This window comes from Sulfitobacter sp. AS92 (assembly GCF_038900015.1).
Taxonomy (GTDB): Bacteria; Pseudomonadota; Alphaproteobacteria; order Rhodobacterales; family Rhodobacteraceae; genus Sulfitobacter.
The window spans coordinates 1-19,172 of the sequence record NZ_JBBMQL010000022.1 but is presented as its reverse complement, the minus strand read 5'-3'; the positions used below and the strand labels follow the sequence as shown (position 1 = coordinate 19,172).

Below are 19,172 nucleotides of genomic sequence, written 5' to 3'. Positions count from 1 at the left end.
TCAGTATGTGTTGACCGACATTCCGACAAAGACCTCCTGGGCGTCAAAGCGGTAGCCCCCGCGGAGGCTCGTCGGACCGTCATCCAAACGATAGTTCACCGCAATGGACTGTTCAGAATAAGTGTCGCTCCCGCCCGCGGTCAGGTCGATAGACAAGCCCTTGCCGTTGCCAATCTGGGCAAGGGCAAACCAGTCGTTTTCAATGGTGTTGAACTGACCAGACATGAAGACAAAGCCGAAGTCTGTCGGCTGATAACGCTCGACGATGAGTTTGGCACCAAATTCCAGACCGTTGGACGCAGCGCTGTTGCCAATACTGGGCCCGATCTTGAACGTCGCCACGTCCTCAACCGCAAAATCCCGCGTCACATGAGCCCCGGCGCTCCATCCATCTTCAAAAGTGGAATAGTTCGCGCCAAAACTCAAATTCCCACGCGTGGCCCCCAACACCGCGTCAGAGGCATCCGGTGCGAGATCAAGTTGAAAAAACGCGCCATCCGCTCGGGCCCCTGTGGCAAGGCACAGCAGCGCGCTGGCGCATAACAGGGCGCGACAGATCGGTCGCGTCGGGTTTGTCGTATCGCTCAAGAGTTACGCCTCGTCGTTTTTTCGTGCCAAGGTTTGTTCCCGCCTTCGTCGTTGGACCCGCCCTCATTAATCGAGGTAATCTCTGCACCACTGTCCAGCACGCGTAGCAAGGGTGCTCGGCCGCTTTTTACCTGCTGGTGCAACGCCAATGTCCCTTGGACCCGAGCCAGGGCCTGCGACAGATGAGCCGCCTCGCGCGAACTGCGGCTTTCTCGCGGATATTCGAAGTCTCCTTCCGCCATTCCCGTCGCCGTCGCCACCAGATCCTCCAGCGGGCGCAGGAGAATACGTGCGACGATCAATGTCGCCGCTAAGACAAACAGCGCCGCGATGGAAACCGCAATAACAGCGCTTTGAAGCAATTGCGGCATCACATTTAGCAACCTGCCTGAATCCAAGACCGCAAAGACCCGCCAGCCGAAGTCTGGCAGTTCATCGCTGACGAAGTTGGGCGAAAAGGCGTACAGCCCGTCGGCTTGGTCGAGCAATTGGAAGGTTCCAGGCAGATCCCGTCCCAAACTTGCCTGCGCCACGGCAGCCTCGGGCAGATTGCGGGCAGTGTCGCGGGTATCCACGATGGTCTCACCTTCGCGGTTTTGCACCACCACGTCGATATTTAACTGCTCGCGGGCACGCGTCAGAAAAGACTGTACCCATGCCATACGCAGGCTGTAGGTGACGACGCCCGTCACCTCACCTGTCTGTTCATCGAGAACCGGCGTCGAAAGGTTGAGCAACCGTTGCTTGCGGTCGTTGTCATCTCGTTCGAGCGAGCTGCTGGCAAAAACATTCCCGACGTTTGGCTGACGCAGGCCTTCGCGGAACCAACGGCGCTCGTTCACATCTTGTCCTTCCCGCAGGCGGTTGGAGCCCGATACGATCTTTCCCCCCAAATCGGCAAAACCCGACCAAGCGACCTGACCCCCGGTTTGGGCCACAGCATCCATGAACCCATCGATCTCGGGCTTAGAAGAATTGCTTATGTTACGCGCGACGGCGTGAAGACTGTCCCACTCACGCTTTAGCGCGGTATTGAAGCTCAAACCCACCGCGTCTGCACCGCGCAAAACGATGTCATGCCGCAACTGTTGCTGCGCCAAGTTACTGCGCTGCGTAACAGTATAAGCTACAAACAGCGCAGCGCAGAGCACCGAGACGATAAGAGTTGCTGCAATCCAGAAAAAAGCACGTGGCAAAGGCTTCTTTTGCAAACTACGCATTCTGCGTTCCTTTTTTTCTTTCCGCCTTAGCAATCGGCGCTGACCTCCGTCTGAACGCAAATTCTTTGCGCAGCGAGGGCTCTATGGAGGACCACTGCTTTTTGCCTTCCAAACATGGCATTTTGGTGGCAGCGAAAACATAAAACGGCAAACTTGCAGCGCAAGAAAGGCTGTTGGAAATTGTTCGCTGGCAAAGGTCAGTTCCCTTCGAATAAACGGTCTTTCGAGAGCCAACTTCTCATGAAAAGAAAGCACGTTGGGAAGAGGACACCCGAATTTTGCGCGCGAAGCAACCCACCTACACCCTTATCTACGGCGATAAAAATTACCGGTTTCGTTGCCCTATTCCGCCAACACTTACTAACTTCCTCCCGTCTGGTCTTATCAATTTTAGCAAAGCCCAAGACTGTGGCGTCGTTGCGCGCTTTGCGCCTATGAACCAAACGGCCAAGCAGGTTTGTGGCTTTCAGATCATCGCAAATGTCTGCTTTTGGCATTTTTCTATATGAAATCGACGTAGCAGCGAAGGTCCGGAATCCGCCCATTCTGAGGAAAAACTAATGTTTGCGCGCGCAGAAATAGCTATTCCATATACGGCGCGAGCGCTTTTCCTATCAGGCTTTTCGCGTTTGCTGCGGTGCGGGAAATATCTTGGCCATTTTCCGGAGGTTTTAGGCAGTTGCGGCGAGCAGGAATTCGTCATTTGCGCCGCATGGTCCACGTAATCGAAGCCGGACCAAGCCAAGAATGAGTTTGAGATGCGGGAAAAGCATCTCAACCTTTCTTCGAATCTTCATCGAGATGTCGTATTGTTTGGTCTCGGCAACGGGAACAGTATTTTCTGGTAACTTATGCCGCCGCGCTCTCAGGCTGCGCGCGCTGGAGCATGCCGAACAAGCTGCGCGGACTATCGGGGCGGCAATTATATCCAGTGGAGTTAAGTACGGTGTGCCCTGGGTCGAGAACTTAGCGCAGTGCGCTGAAATCCTCGATTGCAAAACTGATGCTGTCGAACAGGGTGATCTTGCGGTCTTCGCGGTGCCCCTATGCTTAGCCCTCGAACTCGTCCGCGCGGTGGTAAAAGCACCTTCTCGACGCCTAGGTCATGGACGAGACCATTTTGGCCCGACCGAGACGAAGGGAACTCAGGTAAGTTCTGAGGGAAACTGCGGCAATGGAAACTCCTCAGGCGGTTATCTGGGGGCGGGCGCTTAGGTGGAGTCCGGCAATCATGCAGCGCACGGAGCTGCCCGCGTGTTCGATGGTGGGTATGTCGAGTGGCAGCAGCCTGATATGACGCTCCAGAACTTGGCGCTGACCGGTATCGAGCGAACGGAGTGCCCGCGTTGACAGCGCCAGCACGAGACCATCACGGCCTTGCAGCTCGATCGCATTGCCGGCGAACTCAGCGATTTGCGCATGTGTCAGATCGACGATGTCGCGCTCGCCCCGGCGCAGGCGTTCGGCGGCGTCGCGGCGCATCGGGAATCGAATCCAACCCTATCATAGCAAAATCTGGGGCCGAGAGTAAAAGCTTGAGCCGCTCGAGCGTCCGCCCCTCGATCCAACTTTACCGGTAATTACCCTTTTTGCGAATTAACTAAACACAACGCTATTCAAGAATGCCAGAACAGCACAAACCAGCAGAAACCTCCTCTAGATTTGCATAAGGGACGGTAAATTGTTGGTTTGGGGGAGTTGCGAATAATAGAAACTGCGCAGGATTATCAAAGAAATCGTTTTAAAACAAAAACTTGACTCGAAACATCAACTGATGGTCACATGAGAGACAAAACAGCTTCCCATGGATAAAGGCTTCGGGCATGCCACTGACAATCCCATTCCACAGTGGCCGCATCGCGATCCTCTCGGACCTGCATGCCAATACATACGAGTACAGAGGGACTGATCCTATTACGTCATTGGGCCTCCATGCCGTCGTGAACGACACGCTCGATGCGCTTATCATAGCCGGGGACCTCACAGATGGACCTGCGCCTAGGTGGATCCGAGGGCTTGCTCAACTGACGCCACATATCCCACCAGAACGCATCTATGTGATGCCCGGAAATCATGACTATTACGGCGGTACTCTTTCGGATGACCATCTCCTTGCTAAACACACACGTTCCGTAGGCGCACATTACGTGCAGAAAGAAGACTTGCACCACGGCGACACACGGTTCCTATGTTGTACGCTCTGGACGGATTTCGATCTGTTGGGAGATGCTGAAACTGCGATGGGCATCGCTGGAAGCGTCATGCGGGACTACTCCCATATATGGGTTGACCCACCCGCAGGTTCGGATGAGGGAGACAGGATCACGTGGCAACCTTCAGCGACCGAAATTGAGCCCGCGGACACGCTTGCAGTTCACCGCGACCATCGCACATGGCTTGAGGACAAGTTGATGTCCTCCCACCCTTGGGGGAAGGCAGGTCGCACGGTTGTTGTGACCCATCATGGGCCCCATCTGTCGGTCGCAGGGCCAGTGGATGGCCTTACACCCGCATTCCACTCTGATTTAACAGACCTAATTGAAAGGTTTGCCCCATCAGCATGGTTCTTTGGCCATTCACATCGCCGGCTAGGGGCCATGGTTGGACCAACCGACGTTCGGAACGTGAGCGTGGGATATTGTCGGGAGTTCCCTCGGCCAGAGAGTGAATATCTGTTCGAAGCAGGTCTTTGGGTGAGCCACGATGGATCCTAACTCGGCCGACCTCAAGTTTCTTGAAACTATAAGACGGTGCGCCCCACTTGTAATCACTGATACTGATGGCGCTGCCTATGCCGTAGCCGACTCCATCCCGCCCGAGATTCATGAAGCGATCGGACAACTCAACTTAACGATGGCCAGGGTTGACGTGGGCGAAGGGCGTAATTTCCCAGTAGAGAACTGGGTGTCGTGCAGGGAGAAGCTGATCGTCGAGCTTATGAAACGCATGGCGCGGCGGTCCCTCGAACTCAGCAAGGTGGGGCCGTCTTCTGCCGAACTTGACTTGGCGCCAACCCTCTCCCCATGGTCTGCCATCCTTGATCCAGAATACGGGGGCGCGATCCTAGTTGGCGCGCAGGATGGGCACCCAACGCTGCGGGGTAAGTTCATCAATACGTCTCGGCTTTGTGGATTGGACAAAGAGGGTGCTTGGGCCCGCACGTCGACCCGATGGTACCGGTTGGGCCAAAATGGAAGTCGGAGAGAGCTGTGCTCATTGCTCTATGGCAGGGTTGGTCTCGCAGACGCCCTTAGGCTCACCCCGTCCGAGGTCCAAGCTTACATCAAAGCAGATCAAGTTTCCGCAGGGCTCAGCGATGCTTAGCCTCAGCAGATATTTGAAAGGCCACATCGAAAACTGTCTGGTCGATAGCTCAGAACAGACTCGTACCTTCCTGAGCCCACAAACAATCTTTCTAACCATAGGTATAATCGGCTGCGGCGCAGCTCTTTTTGTATCCTGGCGCGCTTACCACCTATCGGCAAAAAGCACTGGCCCCGATATGGAGCTCGTGAGGCGGTTCGTCGAGTAGGCCCCCTTGGAACGACTTTCCGCAATTCAGCCGCCTGAGAACCAGGACGCTGCCCAAGTCGAAGACGAAGAAAGACAGAACGCAGCTGTAGAAACGTCCTAGTCGGAAGGTAGATTGCGATGCACCCAATTGATTGTTTCAACCACCACGGACAAGCTGATGCACGAAAAGTCGCGTTCATCTTGCGGACCTCCGTCACTGAATTAGCCGTAGCAGCCGGAGTCGACCTGGAGGAACTGCAAGGCCCGCAGATGATGTCGGATGAGACGCAGAACCGATTAAACAACCTTGTGGATGTACTGAACAAAGTGGGACCTCGGTTCGCTACACCGGTCATGGCTTATCAGTGGTATAGGTCCGAACCACTGGCGGGCTTTGATAGCCAAACTGCGATGCAACTCGTTCAAGCAGGCAAAGCGCAGCAAGTCGTCGAGTACATAGAAGCTGTGGGGGCGGGAATCTTCTATTGAGCAGTCTCTGGGACGAACGGCCGATTGTGTTGAAAAACTCTCATACGGCGCGTTCGAGCGAAATTTGGTAGAACAAAATTCTAAACCGCGCAAATTTCGGTTGCGTAAAGGGGCGCAATCAGACCTTCGGATAAGAATTTCCCACATTCTTAAAATTTGTGGTTGCAGCAAAGAGTTTTTTAACGGAGTGGGCGGATTGCCGACCTTCGCTGCGCACAACACCGAAGTCTGCTGGGCGGACAAAGCTGCCATTGTGAAATCAAATTTAGTCTTGAATGCCCCTACCCAATGTGATCCGTCAGGAACGCACCTGTCTTGTTGTAGTGTTGGACCAACAAATCAGTGGCAAGATCGGCGTTTCCCGAAACAACGGTATCCAAAATTTTTTGATGCTCCTTATCAATTTTTCGCCCCTTGTAGTCGACAGAACGGCCGGCGAGATATCGATACCGAATATTGAGATCGTAAAGCTGGCTGCAGTAGCGCAGCATCAAAGGCGAATGACCGTTGTCAATCAGCGTCATGTGAAAATTCTTGTGTTCGCGTTCGAAGTCTTCTCCACGGGTCGCCTTGAGGCGGTCCATTCGGTGATGGACGATGACCAATCGCTCGATCCACTCATCCGTTATTTTCTGCATATTTTCGCGCAGGGCTATGCTCTCCAGAGCGCAGCGCAAGCGCAATATTTCTTGGAAATTCTCGCGGCTTGTTTCAGCAGCACTGAAGCCGCGTTGCTCATGACGCACGACGAGTTGATCCGAGGTCAGCAGGCTCAGCGCCTCCCGAATGGGGGAGGCGCCGGTGCCGAGTATTTTACGCAGCCCGTCGATCTTCAACTTCTCGCCTGGAGCCAGTTCACCCGTCAAAATCATGTGACGCAACCTGTTGTAAGCAAGTTGGGTGGCCGAACTTTGCGGGGCGGCCGGCATCGGGTTTGGCGTTAAATTCATAGGTCTAGTGTAATCTCACTTCGCTTTGAAGGATGCAACGATATTGACGAACTCTTCGTCCGTCAGGACATCGCGTTTTTTGATGCCTGTGGCCTTCACCTCGGCCAGAACCTTACCAATGGTATCGTCGTCTAACTCTCCCATGCCAAGCTCGCCCAGCTTATAGATGATTGATGCCTTGCCGGATTTTTTGCCGAGCACAACTTCGCCTTGCTTGCCGGTCAGGGACGGGTGCGTGGCAAACATGACCAGTGGGTCATTCATCACATAATTGATGCCGATACCCGACTCGCGGATAAAGTTTCCATGGCCGAGAACCGGCTTGTTGCGCGCGATCGGAATATTCGATTTCTCGGCAATCATCGCCGCAAGCTCAGGAATCTTGTCCAGCTTGTATCGGGTGTCATAGCCATAGAGCAGGTGCAGACCCATCATGAGTTCTTCCAATGCCGCATTGCCAGTCCGCTCTCCGAGGCCGTTGGCGCAGGAGTGTACGCAGACTGCACCAGCTGTTACTGCAGCCAGTTCAGTGGCAACGCCCATGCCGAAATCGTTGTGGGTATGGATTTCGATGGGCAGGCCCGTCATTTCGTCAACCCATTTGACCATGTGTTTGATCGCTTCGGGTGTGGCGCAGCCCATTGTGTCGACGATGCCGATGGAATCCGGCGGGGAATTGTCCATGATGTATTTGCAAAGGTTTTCCAGATCATCTTTGCGCGCGCGCGTTGTGTCGTAAGGGAAAAACAGCGCGTGCAGTCCATTTTCACGGGCGTAATTGATGATTGGGGCCGTCTTTTCAGCCACGTCCTGCCATGTCCAACCGAACTGCGTCACTAGTTTCGGATAGCCGATTGGCACTTCAATAACGACACCGTCGGCACCACACTCCAGCGCCAAATCAATGTCTTTCTGCATGGCGCGGGCAAAGGTGAAAATCTTGGACTTTAGCCCCAGTTTCGAGATCTCCTTGATCGCCTTTTGGTCATCGGGCGACACGGCAGGCATACCGGCTTCGATCCGGTCCACGCCCAATTCGTCCAGCTTGGTGGCAATCTCAATCTTGTCGTCGATGGAGAACACGACACCGGGTGTCTGTTCGCCGTCCCGCAGAGTCGCGTCATGTATTTCAACTTTTTCGGGCAGCTTCAGACTGTCGCGCACCGAAGGCTCAAAGTTGTAGGGGCTGACCCACCATTTGCCATCTTCTTTGTATGTCTCGCGCATGTTTTTTCCTTTTCGTATCGAGGGTCATTTGGTTTCTGAGACAAGGACGAAATCGAAATCGACCTTGTAGTAGGGGATAGTGACGTTCCGCCCGATCTCGAGATCGTCAGGCAGGGCATTGGGATCGCGAGATTCGACGTAATCCATGATCAGGTCGGATCGCACGCCAAACACCGCGTCTCGGTCGAGGTAGGGATCGCCGTTGGCAAACACTTCGGTAACGAGGGGTTTGTAGCCCGGCGCTTGAACAATGAAATGCAGATGCGATGGACGCCACGGTGTGCGGCCAGTGGCACGGAACAATTCACCAACGGGGCCGTCATCGGGCACTTTGTAGGGGGCGGGCTTCACTGTCGTCAGGGCATAGCGCCCGTCTGCGCTAGTCTTCATTGAGCAACAAAGGTTAAAATCGTCCTGCCCGCCGTCCTGCGAATAATAAAGACCATTCTCAGCAGTCTGCCAAAGTTCGATCATTGCGCCTTCTATCGGTGCGCCGTCCAAGTCGCGCACATGGCCTTCGACCACGACGGTCGCCCCCTCGTTGTCTTTCTTGAGGTCTCCGCCGATCGGCAGGAGCGGCGCACCCACAGAATGGAAAGGGCCGAGCACGCTGGACGAAGTCCCGCCATGTTGCGATCCGATCATATCCACCAGCGATGACATGCCGGTTACGTCTGAAATCAGTACAAATTCATTGCGCTCGTCGTCTGTTATTTTTCCCGCGTCAGTCAGGAACTTCAGCCCTCGCGCCCATTCCGCATGGGTCAGCTGAGTTTCCTTGGCAAAGGCATGCAGGTGCTCCACCATTTTCTGCAACACGAACATCGTGCGTGGGTCGGTGTCGTCACTGCAATAGTCCAGAAATGCCCGGGTAATGGTGTCAATGGACACGTTTTTCATGTGTGAAGACTCCTGACTTCAGAGAATTGCGGTGGAAAGGATGGGAAAGCGGATCAACACGATCAGCACCAGAAGCATGAGGAACGCAAAGGGCAGCGCGCCCATGAAGACGTCCTTAAGGGTGATGTTGGGGTCGTTCAGCGTTCCCTTGATGACAAAGCAAGAGATGCCAAGCGGCGGGGTCAACAGCCCGATCTCAGCACCAATCACCGTGATGATGCCGAACCACACAAGACTGAGGCCCATGCCTTCGATCAGGGTGATGAAAAGCGGCACGACGATCAGGATAATCGATGATGTATCCAGCAAGGTGCCCAGTACCAGCATCAGAACAACGTAGATCATCATGATCTGAAAGAACGTCAGATCCCAAGTTTGCAGCAGTGCATCCAGTTGGTTTGGCAGGCCGGCGTAGCCCAACATCCGGCTGTAAAATGATGCCATTGTGATCAACAATAGGATTGCTGCCGTGATATGACCGGTTTCGACAAGCGTTTCCCAAAAGTCGGCCCAAGACATCGACTGGCGGATCAGCGCAATGAACAATGCAAGTGACGCGCCCGCGGCTCCCGCCTCGACCGGTGTCAGCCAGCCGGTGTATATTCCGCCGAGTACAAGGAAGATCAGCGCGGCGATCGGCCATGCCTTTCTAACCATTTCCCTGCGTGGCATGGGGGGCTGCTCATCGACGCGAATGTTTTCGCCTATGTAGGAGGGCCAGACCCGCGCCATGACATAGATCGCCGCGACATAGACTGCTGTCAGCAAAAGCCCCGGAACGATCCCGGCGAGGAACATGTCGCCAACCGACTGTTCGGACACGAAGGAATAAATGATCAGCATCGCCGAGGGCGGGATGATCATCCCCAAAACCGACGACCCTGCAACGACGCCCACAGCAAAGCGCTTATTGTAGTTGTAGCGCAGCATTTCGGGGATGGAAATTTTGGTGAAGACACTGGCCGACGCGATGGACGAGCCGGTGATCGCGGCGAATACGGCGTTTGCCCCGACTGTCGCCATACCGATGCCAGCAAGAACTTTTCGGAAGGCTGAATTCAGCACATCATAAATGTCACGGCCAAGCCCCGCTTTCGACACCAGCAGCCCCATCAGCGTGAAAAGGGGGATGGTCGCAAAGTTGTATTCGGTCACTCCGTCGCCCACAGCGACCTTCAGGAAGTTAAATGCGAGGATCGATTTGCCGGACATGATCCAGATCGACACGAAGGACACGAGGCCAAGTGCGATCGGAATGTAGAGTCCAAGGTAGACGAAGATCACGATGGCCGCGACCGACAGCGCGCCGATAGTAATGGGATCCATGTTCAGACCTCGCCGCTGGTTTGGGCGGTGACGTGTTGAGGGTCGGTATCGCCGAAGATGGTTTTGAAGAAGAACAATATTGCGGCCCATGCACAGCCGAAGGCTATCACAAGACGGACAGGCCACCACGGCGCCTTCAGGATGCCGGGCGTGCCGAAGTAATCGCAACGCCCGAGCGCGGTCTTGAAGTCCAACCAGAAGTTCCCCGTTTTTTGGATTCCGAATTCAGGCGCCGTAAAGAAATGGCAACTTTCAAAGGACTCGGTGAACTCGGGCCAGACGGTCCAGACGATGAGACCCATGAAGATGCAGGCTATCGCATCTAAAATACGGCTTAGCCCATGACCGAGGCGCGGACGCGTTGCGCGCAGGAGCCCTAGAAATCCGTCTGACCGGGTCAACCGTCCGGTTCGGACCACGTCTGGCAACTGCAGAAACACGATCAGCGCGAGTGAGAAGATTACGATTTCCACCACGCCGCGAAACGGCGCATTGAACAGGTTTCGCGACACGACATCGACGTTCATGATCGCGACCAGCGCCAGCAGCACGAACGCGCCACTGACGTTGGCGAGAATGGCGATCCTAATGACCACCTTCTCAATTTTACGCAAAATTGCGATCATGATACGCTCCGATCCGCTGGCTTATTTCAGCACTGCAGCCCAGTCGCGCAGGGGTTCAGCTCCCGCTGCACGCAGCTTGTCGAGGTAAGCCACGAGCATTTCAGAGCCTGGCGCACCGCTTGAATCGAGTGATTGCGCCCATTCGGCAGCGATGTTGGGCATACTGTCAGCCCATGCCTGACGTTGTTCCTGGCTCAACTCGACGATGGTGCCGCCCCCTGCGATATAGGCGTCAATCGCGGCGGCTGCTTCGTCCATTGCGATGCCCGCAATATGGTCGCGATACTCAATGGCGACCGACTTCAGTACTTCCTTGACCTCATCTGGCAGATCTTCCCAAATGTCCGCGTTGACGGTCACGGTCTTGGTGTTCACAGAGCCGAAATCGGTTTGCAGCATATAGGGTGCAACTTCCGCGATCTTGAATGTTGCCGCCGCCTCGGGCCAGAGCATTGCAGCTTCGGTCACGCCGGTCTGGATCATGTTGTAGAAGTCGGGCAAACCGCCCTGAACACCAGCAGCTCCTGGAATTCCTTCGAGATACCGCAGGTTATAGCCAGCACCGGCGATTTTCATGCCTTCGATGTCAGCCAGCTTTTCGATCGGCACGGAGGAAAACAACTGATAGGTGTCCAGCACGACGCCGGTCGCAAGGTAGACTTGGTTTTCAGCCGAAAGCTCCGCCTGCATTTGCGGGAATTCGCGCGCGATTTCATCGACGGCCCGCGCCACGACTCGGGCATCCGAAGAAACAAAGGGCGTCACGGCCGAGATGCCTTGCGATGGCAACGCGGAGTTGTGGAAGATGGTCGTCACGATACCGATATCGCCCAGACCCAGCTTGATGCCTTCCAGCACGCCGCGCGGTTTGACGATTTGGCCGCCGTAGGCTTCCATCCATTCGATGTTGTAGTTGCCTGCCTCGGCAAGTTGCTCATTTACGCGCGGGATAAAGAAGCTCGAAAATTCGCGCACCCACATAGATCGATCCGGATAGCCGTCTATGGCCGTCAGTTTGATGGTCTCCTGAGCCGATGCTGCGCCACCCAACGCGCAGGTTGCCCCGATGGCGATACCTGCCGCTACGGCAAATCGTCTTGTAAAAGTCATTGTCTCTCTCCCTTTTTGATGGTGTTCCCCGCCGACCCGGCGGCTGGTGCCAATAGTTTCTCGCCTAAATAACTGTACAGACGTCATTGAAATCGAAACGCGGCAGGCGCTGGAACAGCGCGGTTTCGTCCGCGTAGCCTAAGTTGCATAGGAAATTTGATTTCAGCGTCGTGTCCTTGAAGAACGCCTCGTCGACCACAGCGTTGTCGAAGCCGGAGATGGGGCCAACATCCAGACCAATCGCTCGTGCCGCGATCATCAGATACGCACCCTGCAAGGTGGAATTGCGGAAGGCCGTGTCCTTAATGTGGTCGGGCTTGCCTTTGAAGTGCGGGCGGCGGTCCTCATGCGGGAACAGCTTTAACAGGTGGGTCCAGAAATCGAGGTCATAGGCAATGATCACGGTAACAGGCGCCTTTATGACCTTTGGCACATTCGCAGGCTTGAGCGCCGAGGCTAGCTTTTCCTTGCCCATCTGAGAACGAACAAAAGTGAACCGCGCCGGGCAGGTGTTCATGCTGGTCGGTCCCATCCGGGCGATGTCGTAGAGCTTGTGCAGAAGGTCGTCGGTGACCGGCTTATCGGTCCAGTTGTAGTGAGATCTGGCCTCACTCAGGATTAAGCCGATCTGCTCGTCTGACAGGTGATCGATCTTGTCGCGCAGTGACCGCACGTCATTCTGAGCCGCTCTGCGCAGGTCATCCAGTGATGCTGTATCGGTCATGCGTCCTCCCAGATTCGCATTCTGAAACTGTCGTGATTTTTCGCCTTTGTCCAACAAAATCGATTTTTTATTTGCGGCGGTGCTTAAGACGGCTAAGGATAGTTCAAAAGGGGAGGACTGAAATGCCGAAGTGGAACGAGTACAAGAGCGAGGCGAAGTCGCGTGGGGCGTTGGCGATGGAACTGTTCGTCATTCGCAGCAAGCCAGCCGGTGACATGGATTTGGTGAAATCGACTTTACCCGATCACCTTGCGTACCAGAAGAAGCTCGAATCAGAGGGAGCGTTGTTTCTGGCGGGTCCGGTGTCGGACGAGACCGGAGAGCAAATGGAGGCCGAAGGAATGATCATCTATCGTGCTGATAGCTTGGACGCCGCGCGGGCCTTGGCTGATGCCGATCCGATGCATCGATCGGGCGCGCGCTCCTATGATATCCGCCGTTGGTTGATCAATGAAGGAAGCTTGAATTTGAAGACTTCGCTGTCGTCTCAGTCCATCGACTTCACCTAACGCAGGACATGCCCAGCTGACTTTTTGCCGATATAATAAAAGTATTTGCAATAAAATCGATATTATGGAACGGTGAATCGGTAAGCGGGGGGCTGACCATGCAGCGAAACAGATTCTTGATAGACATGCTATCCAACCTGTTTGACCGCACTCGTGCTGTTCGCCGGGACGACGATCCGCGCAGCATCGCCAAGCTCTGCCATGCCTTGCTATCCGAAGAAGGCACCGTTTCGGGGCAGAAGCTGGCCGAAGTTATCCTGACCCGCTACCGCGCATTTGGTGACGCCGAAAAATTTCAATTTTTCCAGTTCCTGAATGATGAGCTTGAGATTGATCCTGTCGCGCTGGCCGCTTTTGCGACCGAATATGCGCAGACCAGAACGACAGAAGCGTTTGCGCGGGTATTTGACGCTTCCTCGGCGAAGCGGCGGCAATTGCTGCGTCGGCTCAACCAGCCGGCGGGTGCGACTGCTGATCTTGTGTCGATGCGCGTGGATTTGCTCCGCTTGATGAAAGACGCACCGGAACTGGCGCGCACCGATATGGATTTTGTGCTTTTGCTGCGCAGCTGGTTCAACCGCGGGTTTCTGGTGCTAAAGCAGATCGATTGGAACTCTCCCGCATGGTTGCTCGATAAAATCGTGGCTTACGAGGCGGTTCATGAGATTGACGATCTGGACGATTTACGTCGCCGTCTCAGCCCGCCGGACCGCCGCTGCTTCGCGTTTTTCCATCCCGCCATGCCAGATGAGCCTTTGATCTTTGTCGAGGTTGCGCTAACAAAAACGATCCCCGGATCAATCGACTTATTGCTAAGTGAAGAACCGACTCCCCTACGTCTCGATGATGCTCGCGCGGCTGTATTCTACTCGATTTCCAACTGCCAGCAGGGTTTAAAGGGGATCAGCTTTGGCAATCTTTTAATCAAACAAGTGGTCAAGGAATTGGCGTTGGAGTTTTCACAGCTGACGCATTTCGTCACTTTGTCACCCATTCCGCGACTGAATGCCTGGCTTAAAACCCAAGTCAAGGATGACGTCATCGGTGCAGCGTCCCGGGCAGTGCTAGATGGGTCGGCATCTCAGGACACACTGCGCGGACTGGCCGCTCACTATCTGCTGACGGCCAAGAGCAAGAGTAATTTGCCCTATGATCCGGTTGCACGGTTCCACCTTGGAAACGGGGCTGAGGTTCATGACGTTCACGCGAATGCGGACACATCTGCCAACGGCCAGAACCAGTCGAGCGGTGCCATGGTGAACTACTTGTACGATCTGTCGCGTGTCGAGCGAAACCACCGTGACTTTTCACAGACTGGCCGGATCGTAGCCGCCAAAAGCGTGAACGCTCTAGCCAAGGACCTAGCGAAAGCGAAGCCGCGCGAAATGTCGGGCTGAGGGGGCGCTGAATACTCTGAAACCGGCAGCAACACGAGGAGAACATCGTGCGCTGCAAGAAAAACGGCCAAAAGCCAAAACCATCTGGGAGGATGACATGAAACTGATGAAAAAAATGACCCTTGCGGCTTTGCTGTTCGCGTCCACATCTGCCGCGGCGCAAGTGGTCGAAGGGCCAAAGGTCAACTGGAGCCTGTCGTTCTTCGGCAATCCGCGTGCGCTGTCAGCGGGGATGGAAGGCATCATCGAAGAAGTAAAAAACCGGACTGAGGGCAATTTCAATATTCAGATATTCTACGGCGGACAGTTGTCGGACTCGCGTGAGAACCTTGATGGGCTGAAACTAAATGCTTTTGAAGGTGCCGCGATCTGCAATTTCTATCACCCGGGCAAGAACCCCGCCTGGATGGTATTTTCCCTGCCATTCCTGCCTTTGGGCGACCCTAAGGTCGATAAGTACGTTCGGGCCAAGATGTTTGAACACCCCGCCATCGTCGCTGACATGGCTGCATGGAATGCGATCCCCTATCTGACAGGTTTGTTGCCCCAGTATGAAATCCTTGGACGGGGCGAGGCTCCGACCGACCTATCAGATTGGGAGGGGCTGCGCGTGCGGGCCGGGGGCGGTTTGGGCGACGCGATGGAGGCACTTGGTGCAACCAAGCAAACGTTGCCTTCTGGCGAGACGTCAACGGCCTTCCAACGCGGCGCGATTGATGCAGCGGCGTTTCCATTCACCTACGCCCATGTCTCCTTCGGGATCTCCGAGGAAGCAGACTGGTTCACCTCCAATCTGGCGCCGGGAACGTCTGAGTGTGGCTGGATCCTGAACAAGACCGCGTATGAGGCACTGCCCACGCAATACCAGACCCTACTCATGGATCTGCGTGAAATGGGCATGGACATTGAACAGGCTGCCTACGCGGAACAAGATGCGATCAACCTGCCGATCTTCCGTAAGAATCTCGAAGAAATCGTCTATTCCGAAGAGCAGATTGCCAAGTTCCGCGAAATAGCCGGTCAGCCCGTCTGGGACGCATGGATTGCCGAGAACAGCGCGAAATTTGACGCGCAAGGCGTGTTCGACGCGATCTGGGATTATGCCGAAGAAGCCCAGAACCAATAAATTTGATCTAATGCCGAATGCATCCGGCCCCGGACCTCGGGGCCGGATCATTCTGACTTTTTAAGGGTACGGAAGATGGCGAAAGAGCTGGCAGAAAGCGGCGGTCTGTTGGGCCGAATGCACCGGGGCTTCATCCCGGTTGAGGACGGGGCCAATCTTGTGGCCGCGCTTGCGATCATGGCAATGATGTTGCTGGGCGTGGCGCAGATCGCCATGCGCACGATCTTCAACAATCCTATCGACGGCTACATCGATCTGGTTGAGCTTTCGATGGCGAGCATGGCGTTCCTTGGGGCGGCCTATACCCAACGGCTTGGCAGTCACATCAGGATGGAACTGTTGATCGGGAAACTCTCAGGCCGGGCGCTTTGGGCGCTAGAGGCTCTGGGCACAGCCCTTGCGATGTTCATCATCGGCGTGCTGATCTATTATAGCTATGGGCATTTCATGCGGTCCTTCACATTGGGCGACACGACCATCGACGCCGAATTTCAGGTTTGGCCGTCCAAGCTTTTGGTGCCGATAGCCTTTGCAATCTGGTGGATCAGACTGGCCCTGCAATTCGTCGGAGCGGCACGTCTGGTGATCTGGCCAGAAGCAGAACCCGTCGCCGTCATCGTTGTCAAGAACGCCGCCGAACACGCACAGGACGAAATTCACGAGGTCATGGGCGACGAAGCCGATTTGACCGGTCCGGAGGGCAAAACATGATCCTTGGTATCGGGATGTCCAACCCGTTCTTGGTTGGTATCATTACGCTGTGTCTGCTGCTGCTTCTCATTGTCCTTGGGGTTAGGGTGGTGTTCGCGGCATCCATCGTTGGACTGCTAGGGCTGATTGAACTGCGGGGCTGGGGGCCTGCGGCGGGTATCGTTGGCACGATCCCACATTCGAAATCCTCAAGCTATGCGCTGTCGGTGCTGCCAATGTTCATCTTTATCGGTTTTCTGGCCTTCCATGCGGGCATGACACAACAGCTGTTCGACGCGGCACGCAAATGGTTGGGGTGGATGCCGGGAGGGCTGGCTGTTGCGACGGTCTTTGCTACCGCAGGCTTTGCGGCGGTATCCGGCGCCTCCACGGCGACTGCAGCGGTGTTCTCACGTGTGGCGATCCCCGAAATGTTGAAGTACGGCTACGACCGACGCATGGCTGCGGGGGTGGTTGCCTCAGCCGGGACATTGGCGACGCTGATACCACCTTCAGCGATCCTAGTGATTTACGCGATCATCGTTGAGCAATCGGTGGGCAAGCTGCTCCTGGCAGGCTTCATTCCCGGCATTTTCTCGGCCATTGTCTATGCTGGCATCATTGTGGTCTGGGCTATTCTAAGGCCCGGGTCGGCCCCGTCGGTCTCCGGTTTCACATGGGGCGAGCGGATGCGCACTATTCCCGGAATTTCGCCGATCATCCTCGTGGTTATCATTATCATGACAGCGATCTATGGCGGATGGGCCACGCCAACAGAGGCAGGGGCGCTTGGGGCCTTTGTCGTATTCGTCCTGGCGCTTGTGCGGGGCACACCGCTGAAGGCTTTCAAGAACTCGCTGATGGAATCCGCAAAGCTTACGGTGATGATCTTCTCACTGATCTGGGGCGTGTTGATTTTCGTACGGTTTCTCGGCTTCTCCGGCATTCCAGGGGCGTTCACGGAATGGATCGTCGGCCTCGACGTTGCGCCAATGACGATAATGATCTGCATCTTGCTTGGTTATGCCGTGCTGGGCATGTTCATGGATGCCATTGGCATGTTGCTTCTGACGCTTCCGGTGGTTTATCCGGCGGTCATCGCATTAGGGTTCGATCCGATCTGGTTTGGCATCATTGCTGTTAAGATGGCTGAGGTTTGCCTGATTACGCCCCCCATCGGGCTGAATTGCTTCGTCGTGAACGGCGTGCGCCCTGACATTCCGTTGGGAACGGTGTTTCGTGGCGTGGCGTTGTTCTTTATTGCCGATGTGATCACTATCGCAGCCCTTTTAACGTTCCCCGAGATCGTCACATGGTTGCCGAACTTCGATTTCGCCCTGTGGTGGGATGGCCTTTGGGCCGCCACAACCGCCGCCAACTGAGGATCTGACATGCGCCTGCAAACGTCCCTACCACTTGAGAAGGCCAACACAATTGTCACCAAAGCCTTGGCCTTGGGGCGAAAGGCGTCGCTATTGCCGCTGACGGTGGTCGTGCTGGACGCCGGCGGCAAGTTAGTGGCAATGCAATCAGAGGACGGCAGCGGGCTGGTCCGCTTCGAGATCGCCTTTGGAAAAGCCTACGGGGCGCTTGGCATGGGCATATCCAGCCGTGTGATCCGTGACCGTCTGTCCGAACGGCCTGCCTTTCAAAACGCGATCGCGGTAGCATCGGGAGGGCAGTTCATTCCCGTGCCCGGCGGGGTGTTGATCGAGGATGGCGACGGTAGTACGCTAGGCGCGGTTGGCATTTCTGGCGACACGTCCGACAAAGATGAGTACTGCGCCATCGAGGCGATCCAGTCGGCCGGGTTCAAGTCAGAGCCCGCTGTACCGGACCCAGACTGGCGTAGCTCATCCCTGTCGGATCACTATCCGGCGTCGACCTGAATGGGATGATCAATGTGCCTATGCGTTGCTTGGAGCCGCGGCAAAGCCGCATCCTCCGGTGACACGAGCTGAAATGTCGATCGTCCCACATCGGCAAGTGGAATTGCCATGCAGCGGACAAAGCGAGTGACTCCCGTCTGTTGCAGGGCGCCCGCACGGACCGGCGTTTGTGCAGGTTCGAACCAGCTGTCGCCAGGTTTCATGACTGTGGTGCCATGCGTGGTTTCAATGCGCAGTTCACCGCTGACCAGATGCCGCCAGCCACTGCCGGAATGGGTGTGACGATGGGCGATTGCTCCCTCGGGGAACGCAACTTCGTCCACACGCAAAGCCCAGTCGCCCTGCGCAATGTCCAAACGCGCACAGCCCAGCACATTGTCGCCTGCCAGTTCGGTGCGAGTGATCAGAAAACCGACCGCGCCCGCCTTCCAACCGATCGCCGCCGTGCCAAGAGGAGCGCCGGCACCCTGATCCCCATTGCGCCGCCAATGCGCCGCAATAACAGTGTCTTCGGGCCAGTCAAACTCTGGGCTCACTACCGACATGAACATATGGACGCCCCCTACTCCATCTTTTTGCAGAATAGCATGAGACGCTGTTCTTGCCACTGTTCGGGTTGCGCAGTTCGGCTTTTTCATTGGCGCGCACGTTCGGGAGGACTGCGCTTGTCTGCCTCAGACTATTGGCAGAAACGCCTTTGCAGCAGATCGGGTTCAACCCCACTTCGACGATGGCCTGAGGCGAGAATCTCTGTCCTATCAACATGGATAGGTAGGCCACTATCGAGACCGGTATGAGCTGCCCTGACCTTCCGTTCGCCTCGTGGCTGAGCGCTGCGGTGCAGCTTCACCACAGCGGCCATTCGTTCGTCGTGCAGCATTCTTGGGA

General features: G+C 55.6%; 18 protein-coding genes and 2 pseudogenes. 7 read left to right on the top strand and 13 right to left on the bottom strand.

Going from position 1 to position 19,172, the window contains the following annotated elements:
- The 5 genes and pseudogenes from WNY61_RS19690 to WNY61_RS19670 all read right to left on the bottom strand — a co-directional run bounded on the left by WNY61_RS19690 (position 1) and on the right by WNY61_RS19670 (position 3,290).
- Positions 1-588: a hypothetical protein gene (locus WNY61_RS19690; protein ID WP_342853138.1), complete on the bottom strand. Its 588-nt coding sequence runs from the start codon at positions 586-588 to the stop codon at positions 1-3.
- On the bottom strand, positions 585-1,808 hold the full coding sequence (locus WNY61_RS19685; RefSeq protein WP_342853137.1) for a cache and HAMP domain-containing protein: 1,224 nt from the start codon (positions 1,806-1,808) through the stop codon (positions 585-587). Before WNY61_RS19685 ends, WNY61_RS19690 begins: the two co-directional genes overlap by 4 nt.
- 671 nt (positions 1,809-2,479) lie before the next feature.
- A pseudogene (locus tag WNY61_RS19680) lies at positions 2,480-2,635 on the bottom strand (IS5/IS1182 family transposase); the annotation flags it as partial.
- Between the two features lie 139 nt (positions 2,636-2,774).
- Positions 2,775-2,841: pseudogene (locus WNY61_RS19675) on the bottom strand (hypothetical protein); the annotation flags it as partial.
- 152 nt (positions 2,842-2,993) lie between these two features.
- Positions 2,994-3,290, bottom strand: coding sequence for an arginine deiminase-related protein (locus tag WNY61_RS19670; RefSeq protein ID WP_342853136.1), 297 nt, complete (start codon positions 3,288-3,290; stop codon positions 2,994-2,996).
- 2,169 nt (positions 3,291-5,459) lie between these two features.
- On the opposite strand from WNY61_RS19670, the gene WNY61_RS19665 reads away from it, so the two are divergent.
- Positions 5,460-5,810, top strand: a complete 351-nt coding sequence (locus tag WNY61_RS19665) for a hypothetical protein (RefSeq protein ID WP_342853135.1) — start codon at positions 5,460-5,462, stop codon at positions 5,808-5,810.
- 281 nt (positions 5,811-6,091) lie between these two features.
- Here the strand turns inward: WNY61_RS19665 and WNY61_RS19660 are convergent, their stop codons facing one another.
- The 7 genes from WNY61_RS19660 to WNY61_RS19630 form a co-directional block, all read right to left on the bottom strand.
- A complete protein-coding gene (locus WNY61_RS19660; protein WP_342853164.1) occupies positions 6,092-6,739 on the bottom strand; it encodes a GntR family transcriptional regulator in 648 nt (215 codons plus the stop codon).
- Between the two features lie 36 nt (positions 6,740-6,775).
- The gene (locus tag WNY61_RS19655; protein WP_342853134.1) at positions 6,776-7,987 is read right to left on the bottom strand and encodes a 2-isopropylmalate synthase; all 1,212 of its coding nucleotides are present in this window, start codon (positions 7,985-7,987) and stop codon (positions 6,776-6,778) included.
- A 24-nt stretch (positions 7,988-8,011) separates the two neighbouring features.
- A complete protein-coding gene (locus tag WNY61_RS19650) occupies positions 8,012-8,887 on the bottom strand; it encodes a dioxygenase (RefSeq protein ID WP_342853133.1) in 876 nt (291 codons plus the stop codon).
- Positions 8,888-8,905: 18 nt separating this feature from the next.
- Entirely contained in the window at positions 8,906-10,213 is a 1,308-nt protein-coding gene (locus tag WNY61_RS19645; protein WP_342853132.1) for a TRAP transporter large permease, read from the bottom strand.
- Positions 10,214-10,215: 2 nt separating this feature from the next.
- Positions 10,216-10,839, bottom strand: coding sequence for a TRAP transporter small permease (locus WNY61_RS19640; protein WP_342853131.1), 624 nt, complete (start codon positions 10,837-10,839; stop codon positions 10,216-10,218).
- 21 nt (positions 10,840-10,860) lie between these two features.
- The gene (locus WNY61_RS19635; protein ID WP_342853130.1) at positions 10,861-11,949 is read right to left on the bottom strand and encodes a C4-dicarboxylate TRAP transporter substrate-binding protein; all 1,089 of its coding nucleotides are present in this window, start codon (positions 11,947-11,949) and stop codon (positions 10,861-10,863) included.
- Positions 11,950-12,013: 64 nt separating this feature from the next.
- Positions 12,014-12,673: a malonic semialdehyde reductase gene (locus WNY61_RS19630; protein ID WP_342853129.1), complete on the bottom strand. Its 660-nt coding sequence runs from the start codon at positions 12,671-12,673 to the stop codon at positions 12,014-12,016.
- Between the two features lie 122 nt (positions 12,674-12,795).
- Between WNY61_RS19630 and WNY61_RS19625 the strand changes: the two genes are divergently transcribed.
- The 6 genes from WNY61_RS19625 (at position 12,796) to WNY61_RS19600 (ending at position 18,284) form a co-directional block, all read left to right on the top strand.
- A complete protein-coding gene (locus WNY61_RS19625) occupies positions 12,796-13,182 on the top strand; it encodes a YciI family protein (RefSeq protein ID WP_342853128.1) in 387 nt (128 codons plus the stop codon).
- Positions 13,183-13,280: 98 nt separating this feature from the next.
- Entirely contained in the window at positions 13,281-14,579 is a 1,299-nt protein-coding gene (locus WNY61_RS19620) for a malonyl-CoA decarboxylase family protein (RefSeq protein ID WP_342853127.1), read from the top strand.
- A gap of 97 nt (positions 14,580-14,676) precedes the next feature.
- Complete coding sequence (locus WNY61_RS19615) at positions 14,677-15,705, top strand: C4-dicarboxylate ABC transporter substrate-binding protein (RefSeq protein WP_342853126.1); 1,029 nt, start codon at positions 14,677-14,679, stop codon at positions 15,703-15,705.
- 75 nt (positions 15,706-15,780) lie between these two features.
- Positions 15,781-16,416: a TRAP transporter small permease gene (locus WNY61_RS19610; RefSeq protein WP_342853125.1), complete on the top strand. Its 636-nt coding sequence runs from the start codon at positions 15,781-15,783 to the stop codon at positions 16,414-16,416.
- On the top strand, positions 16,413-17,777 hold the full coding sequence (locus WNY61_RS19605) for a TRAP transporter large permease (protein WP_342853124.1): 1,365 nt from the start codon (positions 16,413-16,415) through the stop codon (positions 17,775-17,777). The genes WNY61_RS19610 and WNY61_RS19605 overlap by 4 nt, the downstream gene beginning before the upstream one ends.
- A 9-nt stretch (positions 17,778-17,786) precedes the next feature.
- Positions 17,787-18,284 (top strand): heme-binding protein, encoded by a 498-nt coding sequence (locus WNY61_RS19600; protein ID WP_342853123.1) that lies wholly within the window; start codon positions 17,787-17,789, stop codon positions 18,282-18,284.
- Here WNY61_RS19600 and WNY61_RS19595 read toward each other — a convergent pair.
- Positions 18,266-18,835 carry a cupin domain-containing protein gene (locus WNY61_RS19595; protein WP_342853122.1) on the bottom strand — a complete coding sequence of 190 codons (570 nt, stop codon included), beginning with the start codon at positions 18,833-18,835 and terminating at the stop codon, positions 18,266-18,268. The two genes, WNY61_RS19600 and WNY61_RS19595, sit on opposite strands and share 19 nt — an antisense overlap.
- Between the last annotated feature and the right edge of the window lie 337 nt (positions 18,836-19,172).

Excerpts from the sequence above, each read along its gene's own strand:
- WNY61_RS19605 (WP_342853124.1), top strand. The coding sequence starts at position 16,413 with ATGATCCTTGGTATCGGGATGTCCAACCCGTTCTTGGTTGGTATCATT.
- WNY61_RS19650 (WP_342853133.1), bottom strand. The coding sequence starts at position 8,887 with ATGAAAAACGTGTCCATTGACACCATTACCCGGGCATTTCTGGACTAT.
- WNY61_RS19610 (WP_342853125.1), top strand. The coding sequence starts at position 15,781 with ATGGCGAAAGAGCTGGCAGAAAGCGGCGGTCTGTTGGGCCGAATGCAC.
- WNY61_RS19670 (WP_342853136.1), bottom strand. The coding sequence starts at position 3,290 with ATGCGCCGCGACGCCGCCGAACGCCTGCGCCGGGGCGAGCGCGACATC.
- WNY61_RS19635 (WP_342853130.1), bottom strand. The coding sequence starts at position 11,949 with ATGACTTTTACAAGACGATTTGCCGTAGCGGCAGGTATCGCCATCGGG.
- WNY61_RS19630 (WP_342853129.1), bottom strand. The coding sequence starts at position 12,673 with ATGACCGATACAGCATCACTGGATGACCTGCGCAGAGCGGCTCAGAAT.
- WNY61_RS19600 (WP_342853123.1), top strand. The coding sequence starts at position 17,787 with ATGCGCCTGCAAACGTCCCTACCACTTGAGAAGGCCAACACAATTGTC.
- WNY61_RS19595 (WP_342853122.1), bottom strand. The coding sequence starts at position 18,835 with ATGTTCATGTCGGTAGTGAGCCCAGAGTTTGACTGGCCCGAAGACACT.
- WNY61_RS19685 (WP_342853137.1), bottom strand. The coding sequence starts at position 1,808 with ATGCGTAGTTTGCAAAAGAAGCCTTTGCCACGTGCTTTTTTCTGGATT.
- WNY61_RS19660 (WP_342853164.1), bottom strand. The coding sequence starts at position 6,739 with ATGCCGGCCGCCCCGCAAAGTTCGGCCACCCAACTTGCTTACAACAGG.
- WNY61_RS19625 (WP_342853128.1), top strand. The coding sequence starts at position 12,796 with ATGCCGAAGTGGAACGAGTACAAGAGCGAGGCGAAGTCGCGTGGGGCG.
- WNY61_RS19645 (WP_342853132.1), bottom strand. The coding sequence starts at position 10,213 with ATGGATCCCATTACTATCGGCGCGCTGTCGGTCGCGGCCATCGTGATC.
- WNY61_RS19615 (WP_342853126.1), top strand. The coding sequence starts at position 14,677 with ATGAAACTGATGAAAAAAATGACCCTTGCGGCTTTGCTGTTCGCGTCC.
- WNY61_RS19620 (WP_342853127.1), top strand. The coding sequence starts at position 13,281 with ATGCAGCGAAACAGATTCTTGATAGACATGCTATCCAACCTGTTTGAC.
- WNY61_RS19640 (WP_342853131.1), bottom strand. The coding sequence starts at position 10,839 with ATGATCGCAATTTTGCGTAAAATTGAGAAGGTGGTCATTAGGATCGCC.
- WNY61_RS19655 (WP_342853134.1), bottom strand. The coding sequence starts at position 7,987 with ATGCGCGAGACATACAAAGAAGATGGCAAATGGTGGGTCAGCCCCTAC.
- WNY61_RS19665 (WP_342853135.1), top strand. The coding sequence starts at position 5,460 with ATGCACCCAATTGATTGTTTCAACCACCACGGACAAGCTGATGCACGA.